The organism is Pseudarthrobacter sp. PS3-L1 (assembly GCF_030063285.1).
Lineage (GTDB): Bacteria > Actinomycetota > Actinomycetes > Actinomycetales > Micrococcaceae > Arthrobacter.
This window is the reverse complement of the sequence record NZ_JASISU010000001.1, coordinates 536,058-551,061: the sequence shown is the minus strand read 5'-3', so window position 1 is coordinate 551,061 and position 15,004 is coordinate 536,058. Positions and strand designations below refer to the sequence as shown.

Sequence of the window (15,004 nt, the reverse complement as noted above, 5' to 3'; positions counted from 1 at the left end):
CCTTCCGGGGCAAGATCCTCCCCCACATCAGCGACAACCACTCCGGTACCTGCCGATACTGCTCCAGTCACCGATGCACCGCCGTTGGCTCATCCGCCCCAGGGGCATCAGCAGCTCCGGCAAACTGCGAGGTGTAGAGACGGTAATAGGCTCCCTTTGCCGCCAGGAGGACCTGATGGTTTCCCTGTTCCACAATGCGTCCTTCTTCCATGACCAGGATGGTGTCGGCGTCCCGGATGGTGGAGAGCCGATGGGCAATGACAAAACTCGTCCTGTCGGTCCTGAGCGCAGCCATGGCCTTCTGGACCAGCAGCTCTGTCCGGGTATCCACCGAGCTCGTGGCTTCATCCAGGATCAGCAGGGACGGATTGGCCACGAAAGCCCGCGCAATTGTAATCAGCTGTTTCTCGCCGGCACTGACATTATTGCCTTCCTCATCAATGACTGTCTCATAGCCTTCGGGAAGGGCCCGAACGAAACGGTCAACAAACGTGGCCCTGGCAGCCGCCATGACCTGCTCTTCCGTGGCGTCGAGGTTTCCGTACCTGATGTTCTCGAGGATGGAACCGCCAAAGAGCCAGGCGTCCTGGAGGACCATGCCTACTTTGGACCGCAGTTCAGCCCTGCTGAGGTCTGTCACGTCCACCCCATCAAGGGTTATGGCCCCGGAATCAAGCTCGTAGAAACGCATCACCAGGTTCACCAGGGTGGTTTTACCCGCCCCGGTCGGTCCCACAATGGCAACTGTCTGACCAGGTTCGGCGGTGAAGGACAGCTGCTCGATGAGGCGGCTGTCCCGCGAGTAGCTGAAACTGACGTCCTGGAACTCTACGTGACCGTCAGTTTTGGTGGGCAGCTTTTTGGTGGCTGTCTCGTCGTCCTGTTCGTCTGCATCAAGGAACTCAAAAACGCGTTCGGCGGAAGCCACCCCGGACTGGAGCATGTTGGCCATTCCGGCCATCTGGCCCAAGGGCTGCGTAAACTCCCGCGAGTATTGGATGAACGCCGTGGCATCGCCCAACGACATGGACCCTGATGCAACTCGAAGACCACCCACCACAGCAATCCCCACGTAGCTCAGGTAGGAAATGAACTGCATGACGGGAAAGATGATGCCCGAGACAAACTGTGCACCAAAGCTGGCCCTGTAGAGCGCCTCGTTGCGTTCGTCGAAGTTCTCCAAAGCATCGGCGCTACGTCCGAATGCAGTGACCAGGTCATGTCCTGAGAATGACTCCTCGATCTGGCCATTGAGGGAACCAGTATTTTTCCACTGAGCAGCAAACAACTTCTGGCTCCGAACGCCAATGAGTCCTGCTGCGATACCGGACAGTGGCAGGGCGATCAGGGCAATCACGGCCAGCTGCCACGAAACGATGAACATCATGACCACGATGCCGATTACCGTCAGGACCGAACTGATGAGCTGGGCGAAAGCCTGCTGCAACGCCTGCTGGATGTTGTCGACGTCGTTGGTCACCCTGGACAGAACGTCCCCCCGCTGGCGGGTATCAAAATAGTTCAGCGGCAACCGGTTGAGTTTTTTCTCCGTATTGTCGCGAAGTCCACGGATGACCTTCATAACGATGACATTCAAGACATATCCCTGGAGCCAGAGAAAGATGTTGGCAACGAAGTACATCAGAAGGACTATCGAAATCAGCATGGCCAGCTTCTGGAAATCAATACCGGCCCCCGGGACAAGTTCCATCCTGGTAATCATGTCCGCGTAGCTGCCCTGGCCCTGTTCCCTGAGCTGGTCCACAAAATCCGCTTTGTTGACTCCGGGCGGCAACTGACGGCCCACAACACCGCCAAAGATGACGTCCATGGCCTGGCCGAGGATCTTTGGCGCAATGACATTCAGAACCACTGACACCACGACCAGTGCCACAACGGCAGCCAGCCCCATCCGTTCGGGTCGCAGGAGTCCCAGGAGGCGCTGCACCGATGGCCAGAAATGTTCGGCTTTTTTGGCGGGCATCCCACCAAACATGTCCCCATCGGCTTCGCCGGGAACGAAGGCGGCATCGTCGACAACGTTCGCGTCCTCGGCTGCTTTCATCGGGGTGTCCGAAACGGAGGAATCTTTTACGTTCTTGTTCCGGCCCTTGCGGCCTGGCCCGCTGCGCTGTCCTTGCTTGCTGTTCGTGCTCATGCCATTTCCTCAACGCTCAGCTGCGAAGCAACAATTTCCTGGTAGGTCGGTGAGGTCCCCAGCAGCTCGGCGTGCGTGCCCCTGTCCACGATCCTGCCCCTGTCCAGCACCAGGATCTGATCTGCATCGGTAATGGTAGAGATCCGCTGCGCAACAATGATGACTGTGGCATCAGTGGTCTTTTCCTTGAGCGCAGCCCGCAGCCGGGCATCCGTTGCGACATCAAGAGCCGAAAACGAATCGTCAAAAAGATACACCCTGGGCTTGGTGACCAGCGCCCTGGCTATGCAGAGCCGCTGGCGCTGTCCGCCGGAGACATTTGTTCCACCCTGTGACACCTGGGCCGCAAGCCCGCCCTTTTTCTCCCTGACAAAGTCCTCTCCCTGAGCCGTGGCCAGTGCATCCCAGAGCTCCGCGTCTGTGGCCTCAGTCTTCCCGAACCGAAGATTATGTTCGATGGTGCCGGAGAACAGGTATGGCCGCTGGGGGACGATTGCCACGCGTTTGGTGATCTCGGAACGGTCCAGCTGATTGACTGAGACACCGTCCAGCAGAACATCGCCACGTCCAATGTCGTAAAGCCGGGGAAGCAGTGAGATCAGGGAAGTTTTACCTGATCCGGTTGACCCGATGATGGCTACCGTCTGGCCAGGCTTCGCCGTGAAGCTGATGTTGCTCAAGACGGGGGTTTCCGCCCCCGGATAGGAGAAACTCACATCCCGGTATTCCACTACTCCCTCCAGGCGATCTGGAGTGACAGGATCCTCTGGGTCGTGGATGGAGGGTTCAACATCAAGAATTTCGGAAATTCGCTCGGCACAGACCGAGGCCCGCGGGATCATCATCACCATGAATGTGCCCATCATGACCGCCATCAGGATCTGCAGGAGGTACTGGAGGAAAGCCGTCAGGGAGCCAACCTGCATTTCGCCAGCATCAACACGCTGGCCGCCGAACCACAGCACTGCCGCAGTGGAGAGGTGCAGAATCATGCCGATGGCCGGAAACATCAGGACAAACAGGGCACCGATTTTCAGGGAAACCTGGGTCAGTTCCTGGTTGGCTTTGGCAAAGCGTTGCGTTTCGAAGGGCTCGCGCACAAATGCTCGCACCACGCGGATACCGATGATCTGCTCGCGGAGAACGGCGTTGATCCTGTCGATCTTGACCTGCATGGTCCGGAACAGGGGCATCAGGCGCATCACCAGAAAACCCACCACCACGAACAGGACCGGGACGGAAACCCACACGAGCCACGAGAGGCTGATGTCTTCGCGCAGTGCCATGATGATCCCACCAACACACATGATGGGGGCGGACACCATAAAATTCAGCCCCATGAGAACCAGCATCTGCACTTGCTGGACATCATTGGTGCCCCTGGTAATCAGCGTGGGTGCGCCGAAGATGTTAACGTCCTTGGCGGAGAAGCTGGTGACCTTGCGGAAGACTCCCCGCCGCAGGTCGCGTCCCAGCGCCATCGCAGTCTTCGAGCCAAAGTAGACACCAGCAATGGCGGCACCAATCTGGACAAAGGCAATGACAAGCATCAGGAGACCGGTATTCCAGATGAAATCCGTGTCGCCCCGGGAGACACCCTGGTCAATGATCTGTGCATTGAGGCTGGGCAGATACAGCGCAGCGATGGTGGCAACCAGTTGGAAAACAATGACTGCCCAGATGTAGGCCCGGTAGGGCCGTGAATACTGCCTGATCAATGTGAGAAGCATGCCAGTGGTTCCTTAGGGAGTGAAACAAGAAAGGTCGCACCCGAAAGTGCCATGAGGAGCGCCATTTAATATCTTGTGTATCAGGAGGCACTGACATCCTGCGCACTTATACTCTACGAACTCCAGGGTATGCGGGGAATACGCCGTGCAAAAGATCATCCCCTGGGCTGACCGACGGAAACCGAAAGGGCCGCGACACCTCCTGGTGTCGCGGCCCTTCAGGGTTATGGATGACCTCAGCTGCTTGCGCTGTGCCGTCCACCGGTTGCCAAGTAGTGCGCAGCAGCTTCCTGGCGTTCCCGTTCATGGTCGAGTGCCTCGCTAAGAGTGCGCAGCACCTCTGCCGTTTCGGCCTGCTCGCTGGCCAGCCTCCGCTGTTCCAGTGCCTGGTCCTGGACTTCGGTAAATGCGCGGGACAGCTGCAGCTGCTGTTCCGCCAAGAGCTGCTGGACGTGCAGGAGCTGATCCGCCGACCGGTCGACCCCAGCCTGCTGCACGGAATCGGTCTGATGGAAGGACTCCCTGCCCGCCTCACCTGAACGCTGCCGGCCGAGAATCTCGTCGAATTCCCTGTCCAGGTCGTCACGGACCGCCAGCGACCGGCGGCTGCCAGCGAAGTCCGACGACGGCGATGACGCCGGAGCCTGTGGTCCCGAAGGAGTAGCTCCAGGGCTGACTATTGGCGTGCTGGAGGTCACGACGGCGCCTGATGGTCCACTCACTGACATGGCGACGCCGGGGACGGCGGGGTTTCCCGTGGTTGCCGGGGTGACGTCGACAGTCCGGCGCAGCGGCTGTTCCTTGATGAAGAGGACCGAGATCAGTGCAGCGACGGCCACGATGGCTGCAATCAGGAAGATCTGGGCCGTTGCATCGCCGTAGGCAGCGCGGATGATCTCGGCCACGGGTTCCGGCATGCTCTTGACGTCCAATGTGCTGCCAGCGGCGCCAGCGGGAATGGTGATACCAGCGTCGGCGAATCCCTTGGTGGATAGCTCCGTGACGCGGCTGCCCAGGACTGCGCCCAGGACCGAGACTCCAATGGCGCCACCTACGGAGCGGAAGAACGCCACGGAGGCACTAGCTGTACCAATGTCCTTGGCCTTCACGGTGTTCTGTACGGCTAGCACCAGGTTCTGCATCAGCAGGCCGAGGCCAAGGCCAAGGATGAAAGTGAAAACGCCCGTGTGCCAGAGTTCGGTGGTGTGGTCCATGGTGCCGGCCATCCCGAGTCCGCCGGTCAAAAGCACGCCTCCTGCTATCAGGTAACGCTTCCATTTGCCGGTGCGGCTGATCAGCTGGCCCGAGGCCACGGAGCCGATCAGGTTGCCCGCGATCATGGGCAACGTCAGCAGCCCAGCTTCCGTGGGTGTTGCGCCACGGGCAAGCTGGTAGTACTGGCCCAGGAAGCTGGAGGAACCGAACATGGCCACGCCCACGGCAACCGAGGCAATGATGGCCAGCGCGGTGGTCCGCTGGGAAATGATTTTGAGCGGGATGATGGGCTCGGCAACCTTGGACTCCACCAGCACCAGCAATGCCAGCAGGGCGATGCCGCCGCCCACCATGACCGCGCTCTGCCAGGAAATCCAGTCGTAGTGGTCTGCCTTGCCTGCAAAGGAAACCCAGATCAGGAGGAGGCTGACGCCGGAGGTCAGGAGAACAGATCCGAGCCAGTCAATCTTAGCCGGACGCCTCACATGCTTGATTTTCAGGGTGACCTGGAGCAGGATCAGCGCCACAATGGCAAGCGGAACGCAAACGAAGAAGGTCCAACGCCAGCCGAGCGGACTGTCCACAATGAGGCCGCCAAGGAGTGGTCCGCCAGCAGTACCGAGGGCCATGACGCCGCCCATGTAGCCGGAGTACTTTCCTCGGTCCCGCGGCGGAATCATGGAGCCGATGATGGCCTGGGCGAGTGCCGTGAGGCCACCCATGGCGATGCCCTGGATCACGCGGGCGGTCAGCAGAAGAGGGATTGTGTGGGACAGGCCCGCCATGACTGAGCCAGCCACGAAAATGACGATGCTGAGCTGGACCAGCAGCTTCTTGTCAAAAAGATCGGCGAGTTTTCCCCAGATGGGGGTAGTGGCAGCGCTGGCCAACAGCGACGCAGTGATGACCCAGGCGAAGTCTGTCTGGGTTCCGTTGAGTTCCGCCATGATGGTGGGCAGTGCGTTGGCAACAATGGTGCTGCTGAGGATTGCTGTGAACAAAGCTGCGAGCAGACCCGTCAACGCCTCAAGGATCTGGCGGTGGGTCATCGGCTCTTCGGGTTGTGCAGCCGGAGCAGCACCCCTTGCGGGGGCTCCGGCTTTGGATATGGGATCGCTGGCGGCTGCGTGGCTTGCCATTGAAGTCTCCTAAGCGTGTGTGGTGATGATGGTGGATCCGGCCGCCATTGCCCGGGTTGATGTTGTCAGCGACTCCGCCAGCTTGCGGATGGTCTCTGCTGTCTGTTCTGCGTCGTCCTGGCTCCAGTCCTGCAGATAACCCTGCAGTGCCGCGGTCCGTTGCTCCTCGATCTCCTGCAGCTTGAGCCGGCCAGCATTACTGAGGCCCACCAGCTGCGCCCTGCCGTCCTCTGGATCGGGCCGCCGTGTGACGTAGCCATGATCTTCCAGATCAGCAATGTGCCTGCTCAGGACCGGTGGACTGACTCCCAGCCGCTCGGCAAGGCGGGTGGCACGAGTCTCCCCCGCCCCCACAAATCGCAAGACGCCCTGCAGCGCTACTCCTGGCTCATGGCCCCGGAGGCTGCTGGATGCTGCGCAGCGGACTGCCCTCTGGAGGTCAAAAATCTGGTAGACCAGATCTGCCGCGGTGGCTGGTGAAACTGCCATGAGAAAACTACCCCTAACTTGCTTGCCTAAGGCAACTATATAGGGAAAAGGTTGCTTTGGGAAACTAAAGGAAGTGCATGGTGTGCGCAGCGACGCCCGTCATCTTCTGCGCGCACCACAAAGCCCGCATCCAGCGAAGGATGCGGGCTTTGTGGTGCATGCTGGGTAGCCAGCACTTCCATGCCCTCGTTTAGAGGAACAGTAGCTGCCAGTTATGCCGAACTAGAGGTGTGTCGGCGCGAACATCCTGAGCACGGTTTCAACCACGACGACGTTTGGCCCCTCAGCCGCAAGGCTTTCGGCCAGCGCATCCGTGACATCCTCGGCTGCGACGCGAACAGCCGGGACACCGAAGGATTCCGCGAGTTTCACGAAGTCGGGGCGTGCCAGTTCCGTCGCTGTCGCCTTGCCGAAGGCGTCCACCATGTATTCACGCAGGATGCCGTAGCCGCCGTCGTCCACAATCAACCAGGTGACAGGGACGTCATGCTGGCGCGCGGTGGCCAGCTCCGAAATGGAGTACATGGCCGAGCCATCGCCAGAGACCGCCAAAACGCGACCGCCGCGGCCCAGGAAACTGCCAGGATGGCCGGTCTCGTCAGGTGACACCAGCCCCGCTCCCGGCGCCAGGCCCACAGCCGCACCGATCGCCGCCGGAAAGCCGAAACCCAGGCCACCGGCACCCTGGGCCGAATGGAAGCTACCCTGCCGGGCATCCCAGCAACTCCAGGCCCAGTAGGAGGAAATGGTCATGTCCCAAAAGGTCTGCATGTCATCCGGAACCGCTGCCCTGATGCCAGCCATGAAGGCAAGCTCCCTGGCTAGGTCCTGACCCTGCAGCCTGGCCGCAACCTTCGCCAGCGCATCACTCACTACTTCCTGAGGGCTGGTGCCGTGCCACGATGGCATACGGGCGGAGTGGCGTGCAGGTTCGGCTGCCCCGGTCACGGCACGGGGTCCGGCATTCAGTGCCACGTCCTGGACGTCATCCAGTGCCGCATTCAGCGCCCGGAGGGCCTGCCCTGCGTCAGCGCGGATTCCCAGACCAGGGCGGTTGGACTCCAGGACCCTGGGCTCGGCGTCGATCTGGATAATGCGCCCACGCGGTGCAAACGTGAAGTAATTGGACGTAACTTCGCCCAGGGAGGAGCCGATCACGATCAAGACGTCAGCATCTTCGAGGACCTCTGTCATGTACCTGTCCTCGATCCAGGACTGTAACGAGAGCGGATGCTCCCAGGGGAAAGCACCATTGCCCCCGGGAGTGCAGATCACAGGAGCCTGCAGCCGTTCTGCGAGATTCAGCAGCTCAGCTTCGGCCCGGCCCCTGCGCGTTCCGCCGCCGGCAATGATGGCAGGACGCTCCGCCGTTGCCAGCCACGCAACAGCCTCGCGGATCAGCTCGACCCGGGGCGGGTTATCGGCCGCCTCGGCCAGGGCGTCCTCCACTGGAGGAACCATGATGGGATCCAGCAGGACGTTCTGCGGAATCTCCAGCCAGACCGGACCCTGGGGCGAGGAGATGGCCTCTGTCCAGGCATCCTGGATGCCTGATGGAATCCCGGAGGCATGCTGGATGAGGCGCTGGCTCTTGGTGACGTTAGCTGCGGACGCCTTCTGGTCATCAAGCTGATGAAGCATCCCCTTGCGGCGCGCGCCGAGCCCCTCCAACGGGATCTGGCTGGCGATCACCACCATGGGGACGCCTGTTGCATACGCTTCCTGCAGTCCCGCCAGGGATGTCAGTGCGCCAGGACCGGTGGACAGGAACAGAACACCCACCTGCCCGGTGGCCCGCGAAAATCCGTCGGCAGCAAAGGCCGAATTGTTCTCAACCCGCGAGGAAACGAAACGAAGATTGCCCCGGCCCATTGCGTCGAAAAGCCCCAGTGCATGCTGGCCAGGAATGCCAAACACGGTGGTGGCGCCAAGCGCCTCGAGCGTTTCCACCACCAGATCCCCACCATTGCGGGGACCAGGAGAGACGTTCCGCGATTCGATCCACGGGAGGGCACCGTCGGTTTCCGTCAGACCTGGCGTTCCGGTGTCCGCCGAGGAATCCGTACTCATCCCTGGGATTCCACGGAACCGAGCGCCTGGGCGGCGTACCCGGTAGGCGCACCTACCCGGGTGCCCTCCGTAGCGCTGTCGGCCATCAGGGTAACAAGTTCATAGGCCACATGGCTGGCTGCTACTCCGGTGATTTCTGCGTGGTCGTAGGCGGGGGCAACCTCGACAACGTCGGCCCCCACCAGGTTCATGCCACGGAAACCCCTAATGATTTCCAGTAGCTCGCGGCTGGTGATTCCACCAGCCTCAGGGGTTCCCGTGCCTGGAGCGTGCGCAGGATCGAGGACGTCGATATCCACTGAGATGTACAGGGGCCGGTTGCCAATGCGGTCGCGGACCTTGGCGACAGTCTCCAGCACGCCCTGGTAGTAGACATCGGCCGAGGTCACAATGCCAAACCCAAACCGGTGGTCGTCGTCGAGGTCCTTCTTCCCATACAGGGGACCGCGGGTGCCGATGTGGCTGATTGCCTCGGTATCGAGGATGCCTTCCTCCACAGCGCGGCGAAAGGGTGTGCCGTGCGTATATTCGGCGCCGAAGTAGGTATCCCAGGTGTCGAGGTGCGCGTCAAAATGCAGCATCGCAATGGGCCCACCGGCGCGTTCCGCTGCGGCCCGGAGCAGGGGCAGTGCGATGGTGTGGTCGCCGCCAAGGGTCAACAGGCTGCTACCGCCCACAGTGAGGTCGAGGGCGTTCTGCTGGATTGTTTCTATTGCTTCATTGATGTTGAACGGATTAACAGCCATATCGCCCGCGTCCGCCACCTGGATATTCTCAAACGGGCTCAGGTCCCAGGCTGGGTTGTACGGGCGCAGGAGCCGGCTGGCTTCCCGGACGTGGTTTGCGCCGAACCGGGCACCGGGACGATATGAGACGCCAGAGTCAAAAGGAACGCCGACCACCGTAACGTCGGCAGCCTTCACCTGGTCCAGTCGAGGCAACCGTGCGAAGGTTGCGGCGCCCGCGTAACGCGGAATCCTGGCGGAATCGATGGGGCCAAGGTTGCCGTTCGCTTCGATGCGCAGCTCTTCCATGGGAGCGTCTCCTTTGATGTCATGAGGTACAGGTGTGATAGCCATCATACAGCTTGTTTCCTCATGGGCATCAGGAGTTTACAAAAGGTCTGGTCAGTTTTGACCTGGAGGGGCTACCGGGAGGGACGTCAGAAGCCGCATCAACGGCTGGTTGGCTGAACAAGAATCCAGAGTGCTTCCACCGGAAGGTCCGTGTCATTGACCCAACTGTGCGGCTCTCGCCCTGGGAACGTCACGGTATCGCCGGCTAGGAGCGAGTATTCCTCCTGGCTCATCACCAGTCGGAGCGATCCGCTAATGACATGCAGGACATCAACATCGCAGTCCACGGCATAGAGCTCGGACTCTCCGCGTCCGTGCGGTTCTATAACGGCCTGGATCAGCTGCACCCGACGCTCCGACCGCGCCGTCAGCAGTCGCTCAACAATGCCGTGGCCGCCCAGGGAAATCCTGGGCCCCTCGTCCCTTCTCGTCAGGTGGGTTTGTGGCGCGGCAAAAAGATCACCCACGGAGACGGACAGGACCTGGCAGAGGGTTACCAACGAGGCGACCGAGGGCGATGTCAGATCGCGCTCTACCCGACTCAGGAACCCTTTGGTGAGTCCAGTGGCGGCCGCCACCTGTTCGATGGTGAGCCGCTGCGACTGGCGCGCGGCCCGGATCCGCGACCCGATGGCCACAGGAGCGTTGCTGGGTTCAACGGGCAGTGCTTTCATATGAGAACCTTTCGTGGTTGAGCGTCCAGCCCAGTACCTGCAGCCATCGTAGTAGGCAAGCCAAAAAGCGCCGTCCACACACAAGGCACCGCATTGACTGTTATTCCCGTCACAGATTACGCTTCTTGGCAACAAGTGTTGCCTATAGAGCAATACCGTCCATCTCCCCCACCGCCTGGCTCCCGGGCAATTAAGAGGACCATCATGGATTCCAACGCCATCAACATCGCCATCGTGGTGGTGTATCTGCTCGCCATGCTGGCATTCGGCTGGTGGGGTAAGTCCCGCACCAAAAACAACAGCGACTTCCTTGTGGCCGGCCGCCGCCTTGGTCCTTTCTTCTACACCGGCACCATGGCAGCTGTCGTCCTCGGCGGAGCCTCGACGGTGGGCGGCGTGGGCCTGGGCTACAGGTATGGCATCTCCGGTATGTGGCTGGTGGTCGCCATTGGCACCGGCGTCCTCCTGCTGAGTCTCCTCTTTGCCGGGACCATCCAGAAACTCAAGATCTATACCGTCTCGCAGATGCTGACACTGCGCTACGGGAGCCATGCCACGCAGGCATCAGGCATCGTCATGCTGGCCTACACACTGATGCTCTGCGCCACGTCAACCGGCGCCTACGCCACCATCTTCGTTGTCCTGTTCGGCTGGGAGCGTTGGCTCGCCATTGCCATCGGCGGTGCAATTGTCCTGATCTACTCAACGATCGGTGGCATGTGGTCCATCACCCTTGCCGACCAGGTGCAGTTTGTCATCAAGACTGTTGGAATTTTCTTCCTCATGCTGCCCTTTACACTGAACGCCGCGGGCGGCTGGGACGGCATCCGTGCCCGGGTTGATGAGAGTTTCTTCGACATTGGCGGAATTGGCCTGCAAACCATCATCACCTACTTTGTTGTTTACACCCTGGGCCTGCTGATTGGCCAGGACATCTGGCAACGCGTCTTCACCGCAAGGAATCCGACTATTGCCCGTTGGGGCGGCGCAACAGCAGGGGTCTACTGCATCCTCTACGGCGTGGCCGGAGCCGTCATTGGCATGGCGGCAAGTGTCGCCCTGGACAGCATGGAAATCGCCGAGCGCGACGACGTCTACGCCCAGGTAGCCCAGAACCTCCTTCCAGTAGGAATAGGGGGACTGGTTCTGGCTGCGGCTGTGGCCGCCATGATGTCCACTGCTTCCGGCGCCCTGATCGCTGCCGCAACGGTGGCCCGTGCGGACGTCCTGCCGTTTGTTGCGAGCTGGTTCGGCAAAAAAATCAGTACAGATGACTCCGAGAACCCTGAGCACGACGTCCGGGCCAACCGGCTCTGGGTGCTGGGCCTGGGCCTGGTTGCCATCGGAATCTCGATCAGCACCAGGGATGTTGTTGCCGCGCTGACCATTGCGTACGACATTCTGGTGGGCGGGCTCCTGGTAGCCATCCTCGGTGGTCTGGTCTGGAAACGCGGCACAGGAATCGGTGCGGCAGCGTCGATGGCTGCAGGAACCCTTGTGACACTGGGCACCATGGCCATCCTGGAGATCAACGCCGAGGTCCCGCTTGACGGAATCTATGCCAACGAGCCGATCTACTATGGCCTGGTTGCTTCGGCACTCGTGTACCTGGTGGTGTCCCTCCTGACCCCGCGAACGGACAGTTCCGTCATGGCAGCCTGGAACCTCCGAGTCGCCGGGACCCACCACGCGGAAGAGCCGCAGCCAGAGCGCAGCAACAACTCCTGATCCACGGGGCTGGTGATGGCTCGTAGCTGGCGGGCCGTTGCTGCCAGTAGCCTTGGACCGGACCAGAAATTGAGGTCCACCGAAGAACTGCATTGCGGTTTCCCGGCCGAAAAACCGGGACGAAAACCGCTACTCTGATGGCTGCAATGGGGCGAAAACGTCCCATTCAGTTCAGGAGTAGCAGTGCCACACAATCAATCGTCCCAGCCAGTCGACGGCGTCCACCCCCACATTGAGCCGACGGCTGCCGATCTCCGCAGGTGGCGTCAGTACCTTGCCGACGAAAGGGCAGAGGCGGCCGTTTATCGCCACTTGGCCAAAAACCGCGGTGGCGAAGAGCGGGACATCCTCCTGGCCCTGGCCGAGGCGGAAGGGCGTCACGAGGCACACTGGATCACGCTGCTGGGGCCGCACGTCGGGAAGCCTCGCAAGGCATCTTTCCAGAGCCGGATGCTGGGTTTCCTGGCCCGGCACTTCGGCTCTGTTTTTGTCTTGGCCCTTGCCCAGAGCGCAGAAGGCCGTTCACCCTACGGCAAGGATCCCAACGCCACCGACGCCATGGCTGCGGACGAACAGATCCACGAGGAAGTGATCCGGGGGCTGGCGACCCGCGGCCGGAACAGGCTCGCTGGAACCTTCCGGGCTGCAGTTTTTGGAGCCAATGACGGGCTTGTCAGCAACCTCTCGCTGGTGATGGGCATGGCGGCGACAGGCGTTGCCAGCAGTGTGGTGCTCTTCAGCGGAATTGCCGGGCTACTGGCCGGGGCCTTGTCCATGGGAGCTGGGGAATTCATCTCCGTCAGGTCCCAGCGCGAACTGCTGAATGCCAGCCGACCCACCCAGGCCACACTGCTGGCTGCTCCCAATCTTGACCTGGAACACAACGAACTCCTGCTGGTGTATCTAGCGCGGGGCATGTCTGCCGACGCTGCTGCGCATCGGGTTCAGGAACGCCTGGGCGCCCTGAGCTGTGACTGCGATCCCAGCCTGTCCCTGCAGGAAGATTCGGCGAAGGATCGGGACGAGCACGAAGCAATTGGAAGCGCGTGGGGCGCGGCACTATCAAGCTTCTGCTTTTTCGCGTCCGGCGCCATCATCCCCATCATCCCGTTCCTGTTCGGCATGGTCGGAATTCCGGCGCTTGCAGTGGCAGGCGGGCTCGTAGGCCTGGCCCTGCTGGTCACGGGCGCCGTCGTGGGGCTCCTTTCGGGGACCTCACCCATCACCAGGGCACTGCGCCAGCTTGCGATCGGACTCGGCGCGGCTGCCGTCACCTACGTCCTGGGCCTGGCTTTTGGCACCACCGTAGGCTGACACATCCCCGGGTAGATCCTTCAGGGATCAGGCTGCCAGGGGGCCTGTCAGGTGATGGTCCAGCCGTTCGAGTGTTTTTTCGATGCTGAGCGGATGCCGCTTGAGGAAACCCGCAAGCCGCAGCAGAAGCCGGGTCCGCACCTTGCGTGCATCAAACTGCTCAGTGACACGCGTTCCCGGGCTTCCATCCGGTCCCGTGGCAGGTTCGAGTAGATACCGCCATACGTGGCCGTTGAAGTGCCGCCATCCGATTCGGCGCTGCTCTTCAAACTCACACACTGTATTGAGGACCTTGTAGTCCAGCTTCATGGACATCTCCATACCGAACCGGGCCCCAAGGCTCAGTCGCTCCGGACCGCGGGCCTGCACGCCCTTCACCGTTCCCGAGCCATCGATCACGCTATGCAGTGCAGGTGTGGCGAGGACCTCGAAAATATCGGCAGGTGCTGCGGCGATGAACCGCTCGCGTGAGATCAGGTATGGGTTTGTCATGACCCCAGCCTAGTGACCCCGAGAGCTACCTGCTACGATCGTGCCACCTAGTATGTCCTATCAAGAGAACATAGTGAGCAAGGGAACATACTGGGTAACGGAACATCCAGCGACTCAGCCGCCGTCAGCCGCGCGGTAGGCGGACCATGGCAAAGAATGGGGACCCACTGTGGCGAACAACCTCGGTGTCAGCATTGACCGCTCCTCCCCCGTGCCCCTCTATCACCAGGTGGTGCAGGGCATCGAGGCTGCGATCAACAGTGGCATCCTTGAGCCAGGCAGCCGCCTGGACAATGAAATTGACCTGGCTGCCCAGCTGAGCCTGTCACGCCCGACCATGCGCAAGGCAATGGATGAACTGGTCCGCTCCGGGTTGTTGGTCCGCAAGCGAGGGGTCGGAACCCAGGTCGTTTCCAGCCAGGTTCGCCGGCCCCTTGAGCTTTCCAGCCTGTACGACGACCTCACCAACAACGGCAAAAAACCCACCACTGATGTCCTGGGCTTCTCGCACATCGAAGCGGACGAGCGCACCCTGGCTACCCTCGCGCTTCCCGCCGGATCCACCGTGTACCACTTCACCAGGCTCCGCAAGGTTGCCGGCAAGCCCCTGGCCCTGATGGAAAACTGGGTCCGGGATGACATTGTCCCGATGGACCAGGACCTGCTCGCAGCAGAAGGCCTGTACGCGATCCTGCGCAGCGGAGGCGTGAACTTCCGGCTCGCAAACCAGCGGATCGGTGCCATGATCGCCACCGATTACCAGGCCGGCCTGCTGGAGACCCTGCCCGCATCGGCGCTGGTGACCATGGAGCGAACAGCGGTGGATGACACAGGCAGGCGCGTCGAAACAGGGCACCATGTGTACCGCGCCGATTCCTACAGTTTCGAAATGACCCTCGTCCAGCGCTGACAGCAAGGA

At 61.2% G+C, this 15,004-nt stretch carries 11 protein-coding genes; 3 read left to right on the top strand and 8 right to left on the bottom strand.

The genetic code is table 11. The features are described from left to right. Window positions 1–67: 67 nt before the first annotated feature. The 7 genes from QMG79_RS02580 to QMG79_RS02550 form a co-directional block, all read right to left on the bottom strand. Entirely contained in the window at window positions 68–2,158 is a 2,091-nt protein-coding gene (locus QMG79_RS02580; protein WP_283537001.1) for an ABC transporter ATP-binding protein, read from the bottom strand. Further along, on the bottom strand, window positions 2,155–3,888 hold the full coding sequence (locus QMG79_RS02575) for an ABC transporter ATP-binding protein (protein ID WP_283537000.1): 1,734 nt from the start codon (window positions 3,886–3,888) through the stop codon (window positions 2,155–2,157). The genes QMG79_RS02580 and QMG79_RS02575 overlap by 4 nt, the downstream gene beginning before the upstream one ends. Before the next feature lie 236 nt (window positions 3,889–4,124). Next, entirely contained in the window at window positions 4,125–6,242 is a 2,118-nt protein-coding gene (locus QMG79_RS02570) for an MDR family MFS transporter (protein ID WP_283536999.1), read from the bottom strand. Between the two features lie 9 nt (window positions 6,243–6,251). Continuing rightward, window positions 6,252–6,731 (bottom strand): MarR family winged helix-turn-helix transcriptional regulator, encoded by a 480-nt coding sequence (locus QMG79_RS02565; RefSeq protein WP_283536998.1) that lies wholly within the window; start codon window positions 6,729–6,731, stop codon window positions 6,252–6,254. Between the two features lie 222 nt (window positions 6,732–6,953). Beyond that, a complete protein-coding gene (locus QMG79_RS02560; protein ID WP_283536997.1) occupies window positions 6,954–8,801 on the bottom strand; it encodes a thiamine pyrophosphate-binding protein in 1,848 nt (615 codons plus the stop codon). Further along, a complete protein-coding gene (gene speB, locus QMG79_RS02555) occupies window positions 8,798–9,835 on the bottom strand; it encodes an agmatinase (protein WP_283536996.1) in 1,038 nt (345 codons plus the stop codon). The genes QMG79_RS02560 and speB overlap by 4 nt, the downstream gene beginning before the upstream one ends. 140 nt (window positions 9,836–9,975) lie before the next feature. Next, a complete protein-coding gene (locus tag QMG79_RS02550; RefSeq protein WP_283536995.1) occupies window positions 9,976–10,551 on the bottom strand; it encodes a helix-turn-helix domain-containing protein in 576 nt (191 codons plus the stop codon). 204 nt (window positions 10,552–10,755) lie between these two features. Here QMG79_RS02550 and QMG79_RS02545 point away from each other — a divergent pair, with 204 nt between their 5' ends. Further along, window positions 10,756–12,279 (top strand): sodium:solute symporter family protein, encoded by a 1,524-nt coding sequence (locus QMG79_RS02545; RefSeq protein ID WP_283536994.1) that lies wholly within the window; start codon window positions 10,756–10,758, stop codon window positions 12,277–12,279. Between the two features lie 183 nt (window positions 12,280–12,462). Next, entirely contained in the window at window positions 12,463–13,593 is a 1,131-nt protein-coding gene (locus QMG79_RS02540; protein WP_283536993.1) for a VIT1/CCC1 transporter family protein, read from the top strand. Between the two features lie 27 nt (window positions 13,594–13,620). Here QMG79_RS02540 and QMG79_RS02535 read toward each other — a convergent pair whose 3' ends face one another. After that, entirely contained in the window at window positions 13,621–14,085 is a 465-nt protein-coding gene (locus tag QMG79_RS02535) for an SRPBCC family protein (protein ID WP_283536992.1), read from the bottom strand. Between the two features lie 169 nt (window positions 14,086–14,254). Between QMG79_RS02535 and QMG79_RS02530 the strand changes: the two genes are divergently transcribed. Next, window positions 14,255–14,995, top strand: coding sequence for a GntR family transcriptional regulator (locus QMG79_RS02530; protein ID WP_283536991.1), 741 nt, complete (start codon window positions 14,255–14,257; stop codon window positions 14,993–14,995). Window positions 14,996–15,004 lie beyond the last annotated feature (9 nt).

What these genes read in the sequence shown, in the direction of transcription:
- QMG79_RS02580 (WP_283537001.1), bottom strand. Translation starts at nt 2,158, where the DNA reads ATGAGCACGAACAGCAAGCAAGGACAGCGCAGCGGGCCAGGCCGCAAG.
- QMG79_RS02575 (WP_283537000.1), bottom strand. Translation starts at nt 3,888, where the DNA reads ATGCTTCTCACATTGATCAGGCAGTATTCACGGCCCTACCGGGCCTAC.
- QMG79_RS02570 (WP_283536999.1), bottom strand. Translation starts at nt 6,242, where the DNA reads ATGGCAAGCCACGCAGCCGCCAGCGATCCCATATCCAAAGCCGGAGCC.
- QMG79_RS02565 (WP_283536998.1), bottom strand. Translation starts at nt 6,731, where the DNA reads ATGGCAGTTTCACCAGCCACCGCGGCAGATCTGGTCTACCAGATTTTT.
- QMG79_RS02560 (WP_283536997.1), bottom strand. Translation starts at nt 8,801, where the DNA reads ATGAGTACGGATTCCTCGGCGGACACCGGAACGCCAGGTCTGACGGAA.
- speB (WP_283536996.1), bottom strand. Translation starts at nt 9,835, where the DNA reads ATGGAAGAGCTGCGCATCGAAGCGAACGGCAACCTTGGCCCCATCGAT.
- QMG79_RS02550 (WP_283536995.1), bottom strand. Translation starts at nt 10,551, where the DNA reads ATGAAAGCACTGCCCGTTGAACCCAGCAACGCTCCTGTGGCCATCGGG.
- QMG79_RS02545 (WP_283536994.1), top strand. Translation starts at nt 10,756, where the DNA reads ATGGATTCCAACGCCATCAACATCGCCATCGTGGTGGTGTATCTGCTC.
- QMG79_RS02535 (WP_283536992.1), bottom strand. Translation starts at nt 14,085, where the DNA reads ATGACAAACCCATACCTGATCTCACGCGAGCGGTTCATCGCCGCAGCA.